This is a genomic window from Dyella sp. AD56 (assembly GCF_002878475.1).
Lineage (GTDB): Bacteria > Pseudomonadota > Gammaproteobacteria > Xanthomonadales > Rhodanobacteraceae > Dyella.
The window spans coordinates 246456-263592 of sequence record NZ_NRDP01000007.1 but is presented as its reverse complement, the minus strand read 5'-3'; the positions used below and the strand labels follow the sequence as shown (position 1 = coordinate 263592).

14 protein-coding genes are annotated in these 17137 nt (G+C 63.6%); 10 read left to right on the top strand and 4 right to left on the bottom strand.

Translation table 11 applies throughout. The annotated features are described in order from the left end of the window. Window positions 1-66: 66 nt before the first annotated feature. From DyAD56_RS07270 to DyAD56_RS07250, 5 genes are all read left to right on the top strand, one after another. A complete protein-coding gene (locus DyAD56_RS07270; protein ID WP_102302076.1) occupies window positions 67-984 on the top strand; it encodes a CPBP family intramembrane glutamic endopeptidase in 918 nt (305 codons plus the stop codon). Window positions 985-1077: 93 nt separating this feature from the next. Further along, window positions 1078-4752: a response regulator gene (locus DyAD56_RS07265; RefSeq protein WP_102302075.1), complete on the top strand. Its 3675-nt coding sequence runs from the start codon at window positions 1078-1080 to the stop codon at window positions 4750-4752. After that, a complete protein-coding gene (locus DyAD56_RS07260) occupies window positions 4749-5618 on the top strand; it encodes a protein-glutamate O-methyltransferase CheR (RefSeq protein ID WP_102302074.1) in 870 nt (289 codons plus the stop codon). Before DyAD56_RS07265 ends, DyAD56_RS07260 begins: the two co-directional genes overlap by 4 nt. Before the next feature lies 1 nt (window position 5619). Then, the gene (locus DyAD56_RS07255; protein WP_102302073.1) at window positions 5620-6189 is read left to right on the top strand and encodes a chemotaxis protein CheB; all 570 of its coding nucleotides are present in this window, start codon (window positions 5620-5622) and stop codon (window positions 6187-6189) included. After that, window positions 6186-7181, top strand: a complete 996-nt coding sequence (locus tag DyAD56_RS07250) for a diguanylate cyclase (protein ID WP_102302072.1) — start codon at window positions 6186-6188, stop codon at window positions 7179-7181. The genes DyAD56_RS07255 and DyAD56_RS07250 overlap by 4 nt, the downstream gene beginning before the upstream one ends. A 10-nt stretch (window positions 7182-7191) precedes the next feature. On the opposite strand, the gene DyAD56_RS07245 is transcribed toward DyAD56_RS07250, so the two are convergent. From DyAD56_RS07245 to DyAD56_RS07235, 3 genes are all read right to left on the bottom strand, one after another. After that, the gene (locus DyAD56_RS07245) at window positions 7192-7656 is read right to left on the bottom strand and encodes a hotdog fold domain-containing protein (RefSeq protein WP_102302071.1); all 465 of its coding nucleotides are present in this window, start codon (window positions 7654-7656) and stop codon (window positions 7192-7194) included. Between the two features lie 97 nt (window positions 7657-7753). Continuing rightward, the gene (locus DyAD56_RS07240) at window positions 7754-10225 is read right to left on the bottom strand and encodes an acyl-CoA dehydrogenase (RefSeq protein ID WP_102302070.1); all 2472 of its coding nucleotides are present in this window, start codon (window positions 10223-10225) and stop codon (window positions 7754-7756) included. Between the two features lie 51 nt (window positions 10226-10276). Beyond that, window positions 10277-11167, bottom strand: coding sequence for an alpha/beta hydrolase (locus DyAD56_RS07235; RefSeq protein WP_102302069.1), 891 nt, complete (start codon window positions 11165-11167; stop codon window positions 10277-10279). Between the two features lie 126 nt (window positions 11168-11293). Here DyAD56_RS07235 and DyAD56_RS07230 point away from each other — a divergent pair, with 126 nt between their 5' ends. From DyAD56_RS07230 to DyAD56_RS07210, 5 genes are all read left to right on the top strand, one after another. Continuing rightward, a complete protein-coding gene (locus DyAD56_RS07230) occupies window positions 11294-11872 on the top strand; it encodes a TetR/AcrR family transcriptional regulator (protein ID WP_102302068.1) in 579 nt (192 codons plus the stop codon). Between the two features lie 235 nt (window positions 11873-12107). Beyond that, window positions 12108-13889, top strand: coding sequence for a phosphoenolpyruvate carboxykinase (GTP) (locus DyAD56_RS07225; RefSeq protein ID WP_102302067.1), 1782 nt, complete (start codon window positions 12108-12110; stop codon window positions 13887-13889). 152 nt (window positions 13890-14041) lie between these two features. Next, complete coding sequence (locus tag DyAD56_RS07220) at window positions 14042-14593, top strand: sigma-70 family RNA polymerase sigma factor (protein ID WP_102302066.1); 552 nt, start codon at window positions 14042-14044, stop codon at window positions 14591-14593. Then, window positions 14590-15036, top strand: coding sequence for a hypothetical protein (locus tag DyAD56_RS07215; protein ID WP_102302065.1), 447 nt, complete (start codon window positions 14590-14592; stop codon window positions 15034-15036). The genes DyAD56_RS07220 and DyAD56_RS07215 overlap by 4 nt, the downstream gene beginning before the upstream one ends. 19 nt (window positions 15037-15055) lie before the next feature. Next, window positions 15056-15958 carry a DUF4097 family beta strand repeat-containing protein gene (locus DyAD56_RS07210; protein WP_102302064.1) on the top strand — a complete coding sequence of 301 codons (903 nt, stop codon included), beginning with the start codon at window positions 15056-15058 and terminating at the stop codon, window positions 15956-15958. A gap of 83 nt (window positions 15959-16041) precedes the next feature. Here DyAD56_RS07210 and DyAD56_RS07205 read toward each other — a convergent pair whose 3' ends face one another. Further along, entirely contained in the window at window positions 16042-16965 is a 924-nt protein-coding gene (locus DyAD56_RS07205) for a hypothetical protein (protein ID WP_102302063.1), read from the bottom strand. Window positions 16966-17137: the final 172 nt, after the last annotated feature.

Below are 17137 nucleotides of genomic sequence, written 5' to 3'. Positions count from 1 at the left end.
AGGCACGTATTCGCCGCAGTATCCGCGCTGTTAGCCTTGTCAGCACATCCAGGGATATCCAGCCGCATGCCCGCCCAGCCCATTGCCTTCACCACACCCGTGACCGCTACGCCCTGGCAGCGCTGGGTCGTGTTCTCCCCTTTTGGCCGTATCGTGTTCTTCGCAGCGCTTTACCTGGTGCTGATCAAACTGCTCTCCGTGGGAGTCGATGCCATGGGCATCGTCGGTCCCGGGGTGCCGAGACTGACACGTGCCTTCGGCATCCTTGCCGTGCAACTGATTCCCTCCGTGCTCGCTTACACGGTGCTGGTGAAAGCCATCGAGCGCCGCCCGATGGACGAGCTAGCCGCGCATGACGTCCCCACGCTGGGCCTCGCCGGGCTGGTGCTCGGGGCCCTGCTCATGAGCGCTGTCGTGTTCGTGCTGTGGCTGGCCGGGAGCTATCACATCACCGGCACCGACCCGTCCGTGAACTGGCTCCCCGCGGTGCTGACCACCGGCCTGGGCGCGGGCATCGGTGAAGAGATCGTCACGCGCGGCGTGTTGTTCCGCGCCGTGGAGGAAGGCCTGGGCACCTGGTGGGCCCTCGGCGTCTCGGCGTTGTTCTTCGGGGCCGCCCACATTTTCAATCCAGGCGCCACGCTGTGGAGTTCGCTCGCCATCGCCATCGAAGCCGGCGTGCTGTTGGCCCTGCTCTATCACGTGACGCGTTCGCTGTGGCCGTGCATTGGCCTGCATGCGGCCTGGAACGTCATGCAGGGCACGGTCTATGGCATCCCGGTATCGGGCACGGAAGCGCACGGCTGGCTCGTCTCCACCCGTAGCGGCCCGGACTGGCTGAGTGGCGGCGTGTTTGGCGCGGAAGCCTCGGTGGTGGCGCTGACCCTGTGCTCTGCCTGCTCGGTCCTGCTGCTCATCGTGGCGCTGCGCCGCGGCACCATCGTCCGCCCGGCATGGCGCCGCAGACACATCGTCACGACCTGACATCAGCTATCGCCTTCACAAAACTGCGGATACCCTGAAGGCTATCCGCCCCGGCCGGGCAGCACTGCCCGGCCCTGACACCTGTGAAGACGTATGGCCGCCCCGAAAACCCGTTATTCCTGGCTGGCCCACCAGCCGATGCAATGGAAGATCCTCATCGCGATCGGCACGCTGGTGCTGCTGTTCGTGGTCTGCGGCACCTTCACACTGCAGTCGCTAGGCCGGCAGGACGTTAGCGCGCACTGGGCTAGGCACACCTACGACGTGCGCGCCAAGATCGACGACGTGGTCGAACACCTGCAAGCCAGCCAGGTCGCTGTGCGCGGCTACCTGCTGAACCCGGCGGGAGGCGAGCTTGCCGACTACCAAAAGGCAAACACCGGCCTGGCCAAGGACATCGCTGACCTGCGCAGCCTTACCAGCGACAACCCGGTACAACAGACGCGCATCGATCACCTGGAGTCCATGGCGGACCAGTGGCAGAAGGAAGCGCTGCACAACGGCATCGAGCCGATCCAGGCAATCCACGCCGCCGACACCGCCGACGCCGCCCTCGAACGCACTCGCGTCCAGAACCAATATCTAAGCCGACGCACCGTCTCCGTCGAAGACATACTCGCGGTGCTCAATACCATGGACGACATGGAGCGCACCCTGCTGGACCAGAGGGAGCAGACGCAACATCGAGATGTGACCGAAGTGCGGGCGAGCATCTGGATCACCCTGGTGCTTTCCATCCTGCTTGGCGGTTCGGTGGTCTACATGACGCTCCGCCTTATCACGCGGCCGATTCGCCGCATGACCGACCTGATGACCCGCTTGGCGAACCACGACCACACCGTGGAAATCAGGCAACTGGAGCGACGCGACGAGATCGGCGAGATCGCGCGCGGCCTGCACGTATTCAAGCAAATGGCGATCGAAACCGCTGCCCAGACCTGGGTAAAGACGCAGGTATCGCAGATCGCCAGCGACCTGCAAAAGGTGGAGACCGAAAGGGAGTTTGCCGAGCAGCTCACCGGCACGCTGGGGCCCATGCTCGAGTGCGGCGTCGGCGTGTTCTATCGCTTCGACGAGGAGCACCAGCGACTGCAGTTGATGGGCAGCTACGGCTATCAGCAACGTAAGCACCTGAGCACCGACTATGCACTGGGCGAGGGCCTCGTGGGTCAGTGCGCCGTGGAACAAAAGCCGATCACCCTGCAAGACGTGCCCGACAACTACGTGCGCATCCACTCGGGCACCGGTGAAGCGTCACCGCGCTCCATCGCAGTCATGCCGTTGATTCTGCGTGGCAAGCTGCTTGGCGTGCTGGAACTGGCGAGCTTCCATCACTTCACCGATCCGCAGCAGCGTCTGCTGGACGAATTGTTGCCGATCGCTTCGTTGTCGCTGGAGAACCTCGGCCGCGCCATCCGCACGCAAGATCTGCTCCAACGCACCAGCGAACAGGCTGACGAACTGCGTGCGTCCGAAGACATCCTGCGCCGCCAGCAGCAGGATCTTCAGGCCACCAACGAAGAGCTCAACGCCAAGACCCACGAGCTGCAGGAGCAGTCGCAGCGTCTGCTCGCCTCGGAAGAAGAACTGCGCGTGCAAACCGAGGAGCTGCAGGCGTCGAACGAAGAGCTGCGCCAGAAAACCGATACGCTCAACCAGCAGAAGCACGTGCTGGAAACACTGCAGCGCGAAACACAGGAAAAGGCGGAAGAACTGGCCCGAGCCAGCCAGTACAAATCCGAATTCCTCGCCAACATGTCGCACGAATTGCGCACACCACTCAACAGCCTGCTGATTCTCTCGCGCAGCCTGGCCGACAACCGCGAGGGCAACCTCGACGACGAACAGGTAGAGTCCGCGCGCATCATCCACGACTCGGGCAACAACCTGCTGCGTCTGATCAACGACATCCTCGACCTCTCCAAGGTAGAGGCCGGCAAGATGGACGTGGTACTGGATGACTTCCCGCTCGCCGACCTCGAACGCGTGCTCATGCGCACGTTCCATCACGTCGCGCAGGAAAAGCAGCTCGGCTTCATCGTGCAGATCGACCCGAGCCTGCCCACGACCCTGCGTACCGATGGCAATAAGCTGGAGCAGATCGCCAACAACCTCGTCGGCAATGCGTTCAAGTTCACGCATCGCGGCTCGGTCACCGTCCGCATTGAGCGTCCCTCCGCCGCCATCGCGATGCCGGCGTCATTGCGTGGCAAAGAGGTGGTCGCCATCGCCGTGACCGACACGGGCATCGGCATCCCGCATGAGAAGGCGCAGAAGATCTTCCAGGCGTTCGAACAGGTCGATGCCAGCACCAGTCGTCAGTACGGCGGCACGGGCCTGGGTTTGACGATCTCCAAGCGCATCGCAGAACTACTCGACGGCGACATCGTGCTGCACAGCGATGCAGGGCACGGCAGCACCTTTACCATCCTGCTGCCCTTGGCAGGACCGTCGGGACAAGTCGTCGCCACGCCCGCCAGCGTGGCCGCACCGGCGCCCGCACCGATGCGCCCGACGCTCACGTCCGCCTTGCTGCCGGAAACCATTGAAGACGACCGGGACAGCATCAACCCGAGCGATACCATCATCCTGATCATCGAGGATGACCCCGTGTTCGCGCGCATCCTCGCGGACATGGTTCGCCGTAAGGGCTATCGCGTGCTGGCAGCGGCGGACGGTGAATCCGGCCTGCAGTTGGCGGCGCGCTACCGCCCCACCGGCATCCTGCTCGACGTGATGCTGCCGGGCATGGACGGCTGGACCGTGATTGAGCGACTGAAGGAAGACGCCGCCACGCGGCACGTCCCCGTTCACTTCATCTCGGCAGTGGACGAGGCCAACCGCGGTCGCGAACTCGGTGCGGTGGGCTTTCTTACCAAACCGGTCAGCCGCGAAGCCATTGGTGACGCCTTCGAGCGACTGCTGCATTTCGCCGAAGGCCACATGCGTCATTTGCTGATCGTCGATGACGATGCCGACTCGCGCGCCGCCATGCGTACGCTGCTGCGTAACGACGACGTCACCATCGACGAGGCCGGCAGCGCCGAAGAAGCGCAGGAACGCATGGCCGACACGACCTACGACTGCGTCGTGCTCGACCTGGGCCTGCCCGGTATGTCGGGTACCGAGTTCCTTGAACAGCTTTCCACCACCGGCAGAATCCCCCCGGTAGTGGTCTATTCCGGCCGCGAGCTCAGCCGCGAGGAAAGCCTCAAGTTGCGCCAGTACACCGACAGCATCGTCATCAAAGGTGCGCGCTCGCCGGAACGCCTGCTCGACGAAGTGAGTCTGTTCCTGCACAGCATCCAGGGCGCGCGGGCACAGCGCGCCGCTGTCGGCGTCACGGCCACCACGGCATCACCTGCGACACTCGCCACACCGGATGCGAGCGCCCTGCAGGACCGCAAGGTATTGCTGGTCGATGACGACATGCGCAACCTGTTCGCCCTGTCCAAAGTGCTGCGTGGCTGGGGCATGCACGTGACCATGGCGCAGGATGGCCAGAAAGCGCTCAAGGCACTGGCCGATCACAACGACGTCGAACTGGTGTTGATGGACGTGATGATGCCGGTGATGGATGGCTACGACACCATCCGCGAGATTCGCGCCCAGCCACAACTGGCGAAGCTGCCCATCATCGCGTTGACCGCCAAGGCCATGCGCGGCGATCGCGAGAAGTGCCTGGAAGCAGGCGCAAACGACTATCTGTCCAAGCCCATCGACATCGACAAGCTGTCCTCGATGATGCATGTGTGGCTGCACCGATGAACACGTCGACCGACCAGCCGCAGGCGCAGGACACCTCGCTCGAGGACATCGAGATCGAGCTGTTCGTGCGTGCGCTGAAGCTTCGGCACGGTTATGACTTCACCCAGTACGCCCCTGCCTCGCTCAAGCGCCGCGTGCTCCAACTCACGCACGCACAGGGAGCAGATACCGTTAGCGCCCTCACCACTCGCCTGTTGCACGAACAGGATTTCCTGCCCATCGTGCTGGAGGGTCTGTCGGTACCGGTGTCGGAAATGTTCCGCGACCCCGACGTTTTCCTCGCGCTGCGTGAGCAGGTTTTCCCTGTGCTCGCTTCCTACCCGCAGATCAACATCTGGCAGGCCGGCTGCGCGCACGGGCAAGAGGTGTATTCGCTGGCCATCCTGCTCGAAGAGGCCGGACTCTACGATCGCACGCAGATCTACGCCACCGACTTCAACGAGAGTGCGCTGCGCCATGCGCAGGAAGGCATCTACCCTTCCCGCGAGGCGAAACTGTGGTCGCGCAATTACCTCGCGGCTGGCGGCAGCCATACGCTGGCCGACTATTACAGCGCACGCTATGAACTCATCAAGCTCGACCAACGCCTGCGTCGCAACGTGATCTTCGCCAACCACAACCTGGTCACCGACGAAGTGTTCTGCGAGGCGCACCTGGTGCTGTGCCGAAACGTGCTCATCTACTTCTCGGACCCGCTGCAGGACCGTACGCTGTCGCTGTTCCGCGACAGCCTGGTGCGCGGCGGCTTCCTCTGCCTTGGCACGCGCGAAAGTCTGGATTTCGCACCCTCTGCCGGCGACTTCAAGCCTGTGGATGCCGCACGCCGCATCTATCGGCTGGGTCCGCGCAACGCGGTGAAGGAATGACATGGCGACGCCGCAGGCCATCGTGATCGGTTGCTCGGCGGGCGGATTGACCGCATTGGAAGAGTTGTTTGCCGGTATCGACGCCACCGTGAGCCAACCGATCGCCGTCTGCTGCCATACCGGCTCTTCCACCGTCGACCTACTCTGCGAGTTGCTGGCCAGGCATGCCACGCTGCCCGTCGAAGAGGCACGCGAGCGCACACCCATGCGCGGTGGCGTCATCTACGTGGCACCCAGCGGCTACCACCTGCTAGTTGAAACCAGTCGTCGCTTTGCGCTGTCGGTGGACCAGCGCGTGAGCTTCGCGCGTCCGTCGATCGATGTGCTGTTCGAGTCCGCCGCAGAAGCCTGGCGCGACGGGTTGATCGGCGTGTTGCTCACCGGCGCCAACAGCGACGGCGCCGATGGCCTGCTGCAGGTCCGCGAACACGGCGGATTGGCCATTGTGCAAGACCCCGCCGATGCCGAATGCCCGGCCATGCCCTCCGCTGCGCTTGAGCGTGCGGGGGCCGATCATTGCCTCCCCCTGGCGGACATCGCGCCGCTGATCAATCGTCTGTGCCTGCAATGAACATCCCTCTCCCGAAACTCCTCGTCGTCGACGACACGCCCGCCAACCTGGTGGCCATGCGGCACCTGCTGGCTGACAGCGGCGCGCAACTCTTCGAGGCGAACAGCGGCAACGAAGCGCTCGCCCTGTGCCTTGACCATGATTTCGCGCTGATCCTGCTGGACGTGAACATGCCGGAGATGGATGGCTTCGAAGTCGCCTTCCTGATCGGTGAATCCGAACAGCTTAAGGAAACGCCGATCATCTTCGTCACCGCTGCCTATGCCGATGACATCAACCGCATTCGCGGCTATCACTTCGGCGCAGTGGACTACATCGCCAAGCCGATCAACGACATGATCCTGCAGTCCAAGGTTCGCGTGTTCCTTGAGCTGTATAAGGCGCGTGCCGAGCTGAAGTCGGCACTCGCCACGCTGGAGGAGCGCAATACGCAGCTCAAGGTGGAAATGGCCGAGCGCCTGCGCATCGAGGACCGCATCCGCTACCAGGCAACGCACGACATGCTCACGGGCCTGCCGAATCGCGTGCTGTTTCACGACCGCCTGCTGACGGCCATGCAACGCGCGCCGCGCCATGGCCACGGCTTTGCGCTCGCGCTGCTTGATATCGACGGCTTCAAAGCCGTCAACGATACCCATGGGCATCCCGCGGGCGATGCACTGTTGCAAGCCATTGCCGAACGCCTCGGCGACGGGCTACGAGCCAATGACACAGTGGCGCGGCTCGGCGGCGACGAGTTTGCATTGATTCTGGAGGATGTCGTCGACGACACCTCACTCCTGCGTCGCTGCGAAGAAGTGTGCACCGTCATCGCCCGCCCGTATCTTCTCGACGGCAGCAAGGGGCCGTTCGAGGCAAACGTCAGTGCGAGCATCGGTATCGCTCTATGGCGCGGGCAGGAACAGAGCGACGAGACGCTGATCCAGGCCGCCGACCGAGCGCTCTATCGCGCCAAAGGTGAAGGCAAGAATCGTTGCGTCGTGGCGAGCTGACGCCGTTGGCTCACTTGCGTGGCGATACCCACATGTCGATACGGGCGCGGAACACGTCCTCACCCGCCTGGTTGCGCACGCGCACGGTGACGGGCCACGCATAACCGCTTGCCGCCTCGACCGCGGGTAGCTCCGGCGTAGCCAGCGCGACCAGCGTGCCCTTGGCCTTGGCGAGGTACTCGACCGTCATGCCCTTGGGTATCCAACGCATGGCCGGCGGAATGGTCACGTCGGTCATCATGCCGGCGGTAAGTTCCGCCGCATTGCAGAGCGCAATCGCGTGCACGGTACCGATATGGTTATGCACGCGGCGCCGATCGCGGATCGCCACTTCGCAGCGCCCTGGCTCCAGCTGGAGAAAGCGCGGGGCGATGGTGGCGAAATAAGGTGCTTTGAAACAGATCAGCCGTCCGTACAGCCAGCGGCCGCCGGGCAGGGAAACCAGTCGACGATACAGCGACAAGGCCTGGCTCATGGCGAATCTCCCGCTGGGGCAGCGCCTGGGCACCACCCTTTCGTACGTCGATAGGGAGCCACCATGCCGGCCGTGGCCGGCATGGTGGCGAAGCACATCAGGCCGCGTCGGCCAGCTTCTTCTTGTGATCCGCGCGGGTAACGGCGGCACGCAGTTCCGACGGATCGAAATCATCCACCGAGATGAACTCGAACACGCCTTCGCGCACGCGCTTGAGCAATTCGAACTCGGCCGCGTTGATCACGCCGGCCTGCACGGCTTCCGTCAGCTGACCCACGTAGTCATGCGACTTGAACTGGCCGGCCTTCTGCGCCTTACCGAACTTCCGCTCCACCGGCTCGGCCGCGATCACGTCCGGCAGTAGCGCGTTCATGCGACCGATGGTGTTGTTCGCCGTCGGCGTGAGGTAGACCCACTCGGTGAGGCGATCACGCGCTTCGCCCGGCGCCGTAATGATGGCGGCAACGCGGCGACCCAGACGATCCGACGGCGGCACTTCGCGACGACCGAACGGGAACACCAAGGCGCGCAGCAGCCAAGACACTGGCTTCACCGGGAAGTTGCGGATGGCACCATCAAGCGAGGTCTGAATGCGCCACATGCACTCGTGGAACGCCCAGGCCAGCAGCGGACGATCCGCTTCCGGACGACCGGTGTCCTCGTAGCGCTTGAGCATCGCGCTGGCGATGTACAGATAACTCAACACGTCGCCCAGACGCGCCGACAGCTTTTCCTTGAACTTCAGCTTGCCGCCCAGCACGCCCATAAAGGTATCGGCGCAGAGCGCGAGCGCGGCGGAGTAACGGTTGAGCTTGCGGTAGTAGCGGCGCACATACGCATCACCGGCGGTGTCGCCGATGCGCGAACCCGTCACGCCCAGCGTGAACGAGCGCACCGCGTTGGAGATGCCGAAGCCAATGTGGCCGAACAGCGCGCGGTCGAAGGTCTTCAGGCGATCGCCGTAATCGGGGATCGACAGCGCCTGCATTTCCTTCAGCACGTAAGGATGGCAGCGGATGGCGCCCTGACCAAAGATCATCAGGCTACGCGTCATGATGTTGGCGCCTTCCACCGTGATAGCGATGGGCACACCCTGCCATGCGCGACCCGCGTAGTTCTTCGGACCCAACTGCACGCCCTTGCCACCGTGCACGTCCAACGCGTCACCAGCAATGGTGCGACCCCATTCGGTGGCGTGGTACTTCGCGATAGCCGACGGCACTGCCGGCTTCTCGCCACGGTCCACCGCCGCGGCCGTAGCGCGTGACAGCGCCGCAGTCGCGTAGGTCAGGCCGCCGATGCGCGCCAGCGCTTCTTCCACGCCCTCGAAGCGAGCAATGGAAAGACCGAACTGCTTGCGCATGCGAGCGTAGGCGCCCGTGGCCGCCACGGCAGCACGCACGCCACCGGTCGCATTCGAGGGCAACGAAATCGCTCGGCCGACGGAAAGGCATTCCACCAGCATGCGCCAGCCATGGCCGGCCATGTGCGGGCCACCGATCAGCACCGACAGCGGCACGAATACGTCCTTGCCGTGCAGCGGACCGTTCTGGAACGGGATGTTCAACGGGAAGTGACGGCGGCCGATCTCGAGACCCTGCGTCGAACGCGGCAACAGTGCCAGCGTGATGCCTAGGTCTTCCTTGTCACCTAGCAGCTTCTCCGGATCGTACAAACGGAAGGCCAGACCCACCACAGTCGCGATCGGCGCCAGCGTGATATAGCGCTTGTCGAAGGTGAGCTTCATGCCCAGCGTTTCCACGCCGTCGACCACTTGCTTGCACACCACACCGTAGTCGGTGATGGACGTGGCGTCCGAACCCGCATACGGGCCGGTAAGCGCGAAACACGGAATCTCTTCGCCCACGGCAAGACGCGGCAGGTAGTGGTTCTTCTGCTCGTCACTGCCGTAATGCAGCAGCAGTTCCGCCGGGCCCAGCGAGTTCGGCACGGCCACCGTCGAAGCCACCGTCGCCGACATGGTCGCCAGCTTCTGCAGCACGGCCGAATGCGCCAGTGCGGAGAAGCCGAGGCCACCGTACTGCTTCGGGATGATCATGCCGAAGAACTTGTGCTTCTTGATGAAGGCCCAGACGTCCGGCGGCAGGTCAGCCAGTTCGTGCGTGATCTGCCAGTCGTCGATCATGCCGCACAACTCTTCCACGGGGCCATCGAGGAACGCCTGCTCTTCGACGCTCAGTTCCGGCTTGGGTTGCTTCAGCAGTTCGTGCCAGTCCGGCTTGCCGGAGAACAGTTCGCCCTCGAAACCCACCGTGCCTGCTTCCAGTGCGGTCTGCTCGGTCTCGGATAGCTTCGGCGTCACTTTGGCGAACATCTTCAGCAGCGGAGCGCTGATCTTCTTGCGGCGAAAACCGTCCATCAGCAGCGGTACGGCGATAGCCAGTTCAATCACCAGCAGAATGAACATGGTCCACGGCGCACCGGCGATCAGGCCGACCACGACGGTGGTAATCACCGTGGCAATCGCCCAAGTCCGCAGGTTGGTGCGGTGGTAGGCACAGGCGCCGGTGGCGATGATGGCCGCCAGCAGAGTCAGTATCACGGACATCACAACACCTCGTTACGAATGACGTCTTGGTCGAACATGGATTTCACGGGTTCACGCAGTGACCGCATCGCTGCGATCCGTTGATGAAAGCTTGCCCACGAAGCGTGCAATCTCGCGGGTGAATACGTCGTTGGCATCGCCGGCCACCATGTGCGTGGCGCGCGGAAGCTCCACGTGCTCGGCATGCGGCACCAGTTGCAGGAATTCGTCGACCGTCTCGCGCGACACCACATCGCTGCGTCCGCCTGAGAGCAACAGCACCGGCACACGCACTTTCGACGCGGCGGCCATCAGGCGCGGCTGGTAGCGCTCGCTCTCGCGCACCAAGCCGTTGAGCAGGGCCGGATCCCAGTGCCAGCGCAGGCGGCCGTCGGCTCCCTCGCGCAGCAGTGGTCGCAATTGGTCTTCTGTCTTGCGCTCGGCGCGATGGGGCAGGTATTTCGCAATTTCCTCGCCAGCCTGCGCGTAGCTGGCAAAGCCATCCGGATGGGCCTGCATGAAGGCCAGGATGCGTTCCACGCCCTTGGTTTCCCAGCGAGGCGTGATATCCACCAGCACCAGCGCGCGGAAGGCGCTCGGATCGATCTCGCCGGCAATGACCAAGCCCAGCAAGCCCCCCATCGAGGCACCCACCAGGATCGGCTTGCACAGCTCAGCGTGAGCCAGCAGGCGCAGATCGCCGATGAACTGTTCCATGTGGTAATCGCCACCGGCGACGTGGCCGCTCTCGCCATGGCCGCGTGCATCGAAGGTGACGCAACGGAAGCCTTCAGCCGCCAACGCCTCTGCGGTGCCGCGCCACGCACCACGCGTCTGCCCGAAACCATGGGCAAACAGCAGCGTAGGATGACCCGAGGGCTGGCGGGTTTCGACGGCCAACGTCAGGCCATCGACGGCGCTGACCTGGGCGACGGAGTTCTCGGTAATGGGCATGGATACCATACGGTCGAGTATGGATCGCCTCAAAGCGCTGCGTCAATACGCGCTGCGACAAGGGGAGTTTCCGCCGATTCAACGACTTGCCACCGAGCCAATTGCAAAGCCGCTAGCAGGGGCTACCATACTCACATGAATGCAAGCGCCAAACCCGAACGCACCCGCCTATCCGCCGAGGACTGGGAAGACGCCGCTCTCAGGCTGATTGCCGACCAGGGCGTCGGCGCGCTAGCCGTCGAGGCGCTGGCCCGCCAGCTCGGGGTGACCAAGGGTAGTTTCTACTGGCATTTCCGCACGCGCGAAGCCTTGCTACAGGCCGCGCTGGAACGCTGGGAGCAGTACGGCGAAAAAGAGGTGATCAGCCAGATCGAGGCCATCCCCGATCCGCGTGCGCGCCTGCCGGAGCTGTTCCGTCGCGTGGCGCATGAGCTGGCGCCGCATCGTGTCTACGCCGCGCTGCTGAAGGCACTGGACCACCCGCAGGTCGTGCCGGTGATGGCCCGCGTGTCGCAGCGGCGCATGGAATTTCTCACCAATATCTACCGCGAGGCCGGCTTGGTGCCGGACGAGGCGCTCAATCGCGCCCGCCTGACCTACGCCGCCTACGTGGGTTTCCTGCAACTTAATTTCACACTCGGCCTGCCGCGCATCAGCCACGATGAGTTCGACGCTTACGTGGAACACATGATCCGTACGCTCACGCCGTCCTGAGCCGCCGTCACGGGGAAGTCCAGGGGAACGCCGCCTTCGGGCGGCGTTTTTTTTCTTCGCAGGCCAATGACAGTCCACCTGCCAAAGTGGTCTGCAGTTACATCTGTAACCACCGGTGGCAGTGGCAAATTTGGGTGCGCCCAGTTGCCTTTTTGCTGCGCCAGTACTTGCCATGCCAGTAGACGTAAGTTAGCGTTTCTCTTCTTTTTTAGCTTAAGACCAGAGTGAGGAAACGATGTCGAGCAAGTTGGCAGCGCTGCAGCGCTGGGTGGATGAGGTCGCGGCACTGACCCGCCCTGCCCATATCCATTGGTGCGACGGTTCCGACGCCGAGTACCAGCAGCTGGTGCAGCAGATGCTGCAGACCGGCGACCTGATCGAGCTGAACCAGCAGACCCATCCTGGCTGCTATCTGCACCGGTCCAGCCCCTCGGACGTCGCCCGCGTCGAGCACCTCACCTTCGTCTGCACGAACGAACAGGAAGACGCCGGCCCGAACAATCACTGGATGGCTCCAGCCGAAGCGCACACCAAGATGGACGCGCTGTTCGATGGCTGCATGGAAGGTCGCACCATGTACGTCATTCCGTACTGCATGGGCCCGATCGATTCCCCGCTTGCCCGCTGTGGCGTGGAAATCACCGACAGCCCGTACGTAGTGGCGAACATGCGCACCATGACGCGCATGGGTGCTGCCGCGCAGGCGCGCATCGAGCGCGAAGGCACCTTCGTGAAGGGGCTGCACTCTACTGGCGAGCTCGACCCCGAGCGTCGCTTCATCATGCATTTCCCCGAAGAGCTGACCATCAAGTCGTACGGCTCGGGCTACGGCGGTAACGCGCTGCTCGGCAAGAAGTGCCATGCGCTGCGCATTGCCAGCTACCAGGCGAAGTCGGAAGGCTGGCTGGCCGAGCACATGCTGATCGTCGGCATCGAAAACCCGCAGGGCGAAACCCACTACATCGCCGCCGCGTTCCCCTCGGCCTGTGGCAAGACCAACCTCGCCATGCTCATCCCGCCGGAAGGCTATCGCCAGGACGGTTGGAAGGTGTGGACCGTGGGCGACGACATCTGTTGGATGCGCCCAGGTGCAGACGGGCGCCTGTACGCGATCAACCCGGAAGCCGGCTATTTCGGCGTGGCGCCGGGCACCAGTGACGCCACCAATCCGAACGCGCTCTCCACCATCGCGCGCGACACCATCTTCACCAACGTTGCGGTCACTGCCGACAACCAGCCGTGGTGGGAAGGTCTGCCTGGCACGCCGGTCACCGATTGGCAGGGTCGTCCGTACGACCCTGCGAACGGCCCAGCCGCCCACCCCAATTCACGCTTCACCGTAAGCGCGAAGCAGTGCCCGACCTGGTCGCCGCGTGCGGAAGATGCGCAAGGCGTGCCGGTCAGCGCCATCGTGTTCGGTGGTCGTCGTCCGTCGCTGATCCCGCTGGTGTTCGAAGCAAAGGACTGGAAGCACGGCGTACTCGTCGGCGCAGCGATGGGTTCGGAAACCACTGCCGCCGCTACCGGCGCCGTGGGTGTGCTGCGTCGCGACTCCATGGCCATGAAGCCGTTCGCCGGTTACCACTACGGCGACTACTTCCGTCACTGGCTGTCGTTCGACAAGCCCGGCGCGAATCTGCCGAAAATTTTCCACGTCAATTGGTTCCGCAAGGGTGACGACGGCCGCTTCCTGTGGCCGGGATTCGGCGACAACCTGCGCGTGCTGCAGTGGATGATCGACCGCGTGGAAGGTCGTGTCGAAGGCAATCACACGCCGATCGGCACGCTGCCCAAGACCGATGAGCTCAAGCTCGACGACCTCGGCCTCGACAGCGCCACCGTCGATACCCTGCTGCACGTCGACCAGGCCGGCTGGACCGCCGAGTTGGCGGCCATCGGCGAGTACCTCAGCAGCTTCGGCCAGCGTATGCCCAACGAGCTGCACGCTGAGCAGCAGCGCGTTGCCAATGCACTCAACGACGCGGCAGTGACGCCGCGCGCGGCCGTCGCCTCCTGACGTTCGCCCTGCCCCGCCGGCGCAACGCCGGCGGGGTTCTAAGAGCATGTTCACGATCTGAGCTTTTCCCGCGATTGCATCTAAACCATGCCGCGCGTCGGCGCATCCAAGCTGGCAAGATGATCGCAACCTGCCCCGCCACCGGAACCACGATGCCGCCGCCAGCGCCCGCCGCGGATTCCCATGACATGGACGACGTTCGGGCAGCCGCCGCTGGCGATCGCCAGGCATTTCATCGCCTGTACCGGGCCCATGTGGATCGCATATATGGCGCCGTGTATCGCCTCGCCGGTTACGACCACGCCCGCGCGGAGGACCTGACGCAGGAAGCCTTCGTACGCGCCTGGCAGAAGCTGTCGGGTTTTCGCGGTGATAGCGCGTTTGGTACATGGCTGTACCGGCTGGCGGTCAACGTCGCCTTGATGGATATCCGATCGCGCGGCTCCGACCCCGTCACCATGATGGACGAGGACTACATACCCGATCGCGGCGACACACCATTCTGTGCCGCCGAACGCGAAGAACTGGAACGTGCGATCGGTAACCTGCCTCCGCGTGCGCGCGCCGTGCTGGTGCTGCATGACGTGGAAGGATGGCGACACGAGGAAATCGGTGCCGAGCTCGGCATGGCAGTAGGTTCGTCCAAAGCGCAATTGCATCGCGCACGCGGCCTGCTGCGGAAAGTATTAGGAGAACGCTCATGAACGAATTCGAATGGCTCCGCCAGACACGCGCTCTGCGCGAACCGGTAACGCCACGCCGCGACTTGTGGGCGGGCATTGATGCCGCACTGGAAGCCGCCGATGCGACGGCCGCCATGCCTGCGCCAGCACGTGCCTACCGCCGGCCGCAAAACTGGCTGATCGCGGCGAGCTTCGTCGGGCTGTCTCTGTTTGCCAGCAGCCTCGCCGTGCACCTGCGCGACCGCACGCTCGCCAACGCCACCGCGGCAGCCACACCGGATGCCGGGCGCTGGCGCCCGAATGATCCGCGCCTGGCTGGCGCGGCGGTAGAGCTCGACGCCGCCAACATGGAGCTTCGCCAGGCCATGGAGCAAGCGCCCCATTCACCGGCACTCCAACGCTTGCTATACCGAACACAGAAACAACAGTCGCAGCTGCGACAGATGGAACACCAGGCTGGTTGAGTCCAATGGAGCCTTCATTATGAAAACCGCATGCTTGATCCCACTCCTGCTCAGCCTGTCGATTGGCCAAGCCCTGGCCGATACGCCCATCAACCTCAATCACGACGCCGCGCCCAACGCACGCGTAAGCATCAGCAACGTCAAAGGTGAGGTGACGGTAAGCGCCTGGGACCGCAATCAGGTGCAGGTCACCGGCCGCCTCGGCGATGGCGCCAAGCCGCTCACCATTGATGGCAGCAACAGCAACATGACTATCAAAGTCGAGTCGGCGGGCAAGTCTGGCTGGCTCAACTTCGGCAGCGATACCTCGATGGGCGCCACCACACTGGACGTACGTGTGCCCAGGGGCGCCTCGCTCGACGTGGACGTGGTCAGTGCGTCGATGAACATCGACGGTATCGACGGCGGCGCCATCAAGGTCAACACGGTAAGCGGCAAGGCACGCATCAACGCCCGCTCACCCAGCGTCGACGCCGATGCCGTCAGTGGCAGCATCGAGCTTGCCGGCAATGCGGACAAGGTGAATCTGCAGACGGTAAGCGGCGACATCCTTGCACCCAACGTCGGCACCGAAGCAGAACTGCAGACCGTATCCGGGCGCATCCGCGTCAGTGGCGGCCCATGGCGCAAGCTCAATCTCAGCACGGTCTCCGGTGATGTCCAGCTGTCCGGTGGACTGGCACCGAACGGCGCCTTCGACGTCGACAGCATGAGCGGTGACGTGCAGGTGCAGGTGCCGTCCAACCTGTCTGCCATCATCAAGGCTTCGACGTTCAGCGGCGATCTGCGCAGCGATTTCGGTGATGTGAAGAAGCCCGAGCACGGCCCCGGTAGTGAGCTGCAGGCGACCGTGGGCGCCGGCGGCGCAAAGATGAACATCGAAACCTTCAGTGGCGACCTGCGCATCCGTCGCCAGGATTGATGCTCCCCCTAAGCAGCAAACGAAAACGCCGGGCAATGCCCGGCGTTTTTCTTGTCATCTCCATCCGGTGATCGGCGGAGAGATCAGAGATCCTGGTGATACTGCACGTAAGGCGTGCGCGACTGATCCGGCTCCGGACCCGTTGGCGTATTCACACCGCCGCTACCCGACGACCACAGGTTCTGCGCACCAATGCTCAGCGAGCCCTGCCACGGCAAACGCCACGTCACGCCGAGGTCGATGCTGTTCCAACGACGATCCGGGTTGTAGGCCGCGCCCGGGTTGCCGGCTTCCGGCGCCATGCTTCGTCCCACGATACTGCCGCTCAGCGGACCGCTATCGACACCGAAGCTCACTGCCTTCTGATCGAGCGTGTTGACGCCCAGCAGGTTGCCCGGAAGCAGACGTACACGACCGACGCTGGCGCCCAGATCGATGCCGCTCTTGCCATCCAGCGCCAAGCGACCGCGTGCATTGATCTGCGTGCTGCTGTCAAAACCGGAAAGGCCGTTGACGCCCGGCAGGGCACCCGGCAACAGGCGCGGCAGTGTGACGGCGCCTTGGACATTGTCCGTACCCACGCTCAAGCCCAGCGAGTAACGACCGTCGTTGTACGTCGCACCCACTTCGCTGCCGATGATGCGCGGCGCCTGGTTGTTCGCCCAGTTGTGCTCGCTCACGCCTACGTGCGCCTGCACATTGGGAGCAATGCCGTACTTGATATCGGTGGACTGCACCGTGGCCGAATCGACAGCCCTGAACTGCAACGGGGCGTCGGCACGCTGCGCGGATGTCAGTGTGCCGCTGTTGGCCTGCAGCGCCAGCCAGCGACCATCGGCACCAAGCCAGAGCGGCACGCCATTGCTGGCGGCAGCCTGCAAGGCCTGGTCCGGCGCGGTCTGGGAGAGCAGACGTCCTGCGGCGCTGTACGAATCATTGGCCGCAGTCTGCCCTGCCGCGACAAACGGCATGAGCAACAGTGGCAATGACAGGAACAAACGACGCATCTACGCGAAAACCCCCGCGATACTTTTGGACGGGTAAAGAGTTCGCCCCCTCCCAGAGACGAGTTAGGGCTAACGATACCACATTTTACTTTTTACTAACACCAAGATTCCGGCTTTGTGAGCCAGTTCTAACAGGGCCCCCATCACATTTTTTTGACATCCAATGGCCAGT

Excerpts from the sequence above, each read along its gene's own strand:
- DyAD56_RS07270 (WP_102302076.1), top strand. The coding sequence starts at position 67 with ATGCCCGCCCAGCCCATTGCCTTCACCACACCCGTGACCGCTACGCCC.
- DyAD56_RS07265 (WP_102302075.1), top strand. The coding sequence starts at position 1,078 with ATGGCCGCCCCGAAAACCCGTTATTCCTGGCTGGCCCACCAGCCGATG.
- DyAD56_RS07260 (WP_102302074.1), top strand. The coding sequence starts at position 4,749 with ATGAACACGTCGACCGACCAGCCGCAGGCGCAGGACACCTCGCTCGAG.
- DyAD56_RS07255 (WP_102302073.1), top strand. The coding sequence starts at position 5,620 with ATGGCGACGCCGCAGGCCATCGTGATCGGTTGCTCGGCGGGCGGATTG.
- DyAD56_RS07250 (WP_102302072.1), top strand. The coding sequence starts at position 6,186 with ATGAACATCCCTCTCCCGAAACTCCTCGTCGTCGACGACACGCCCGCC.
- DyAD56_RS07245 (WP_102302071.1), bottom strand. The coding sequence starts at position 7,656 with ATGAGCCAGGCCTTGTCGCTGTATCGTCGACTGGTTTCCCTGCCCGGC.
- DyAD56_RS07240 (WP_102302070.1), bottom strand. The coding sequence starts at position 10,225 with ATGTCCGTGATACTGACTCTGCTGGCGGCCATCATCGCCACCGGCGCC.
- DyAD56_RS07235 (WP_102302069.1), bottom strand. The coding sequence starts at position 11,167 with ATGGTATCCATGCCCATTACCGAGAACTCCGTCGCCCAGGTCAGCGCC.
- DyAD56_RS07230 (WP_102302068.1), top strand. The coding sequence starts at position 11,294 with ATGAATGCAAGCGCCAAACCCGAACGCACCCGCCTATCCGCCGAGGAC.
- DyAD56_RS07225 (WP_102302067.1), top strand. The coding sequence starts at position 12,108 with ATGTCGAGCAAGTTGGCAGCGCTGCAGCGCTGGGTGGATGAGGTCGCG.
- DyAD56_RS07220 (WP_102302066.1), top strand. The coding sequence starts at position 14,042 with ATGCCGCCGCCAGCGCCCGCCGCGGATTCCCATGACATGGACGACGTT.
- DyAD56_RS07215 (WP_102302065.1), top strand. The coding sequence starts at position 14,590 with ATGAACGAATTCGAATGGCTCCGCCAGACACGCGCTCTGCGCGAACCG.
- DyAD56_RS07210 (WP_102302064.1), top strand. The coding sequence starts at position 15,056 with ATGAAAACCGCATGCTTGATCCCACTCCTGCTCAGCCTGTCGATTGGC.
- DyAD56_RS07205 (WP_102302063.1), bottom strand. The coding sequence starts at position 16,965 with ATGCGTCGTTTGTTCCTGTCATTGCCACTGTTGCTCATGCCGTTTGTC.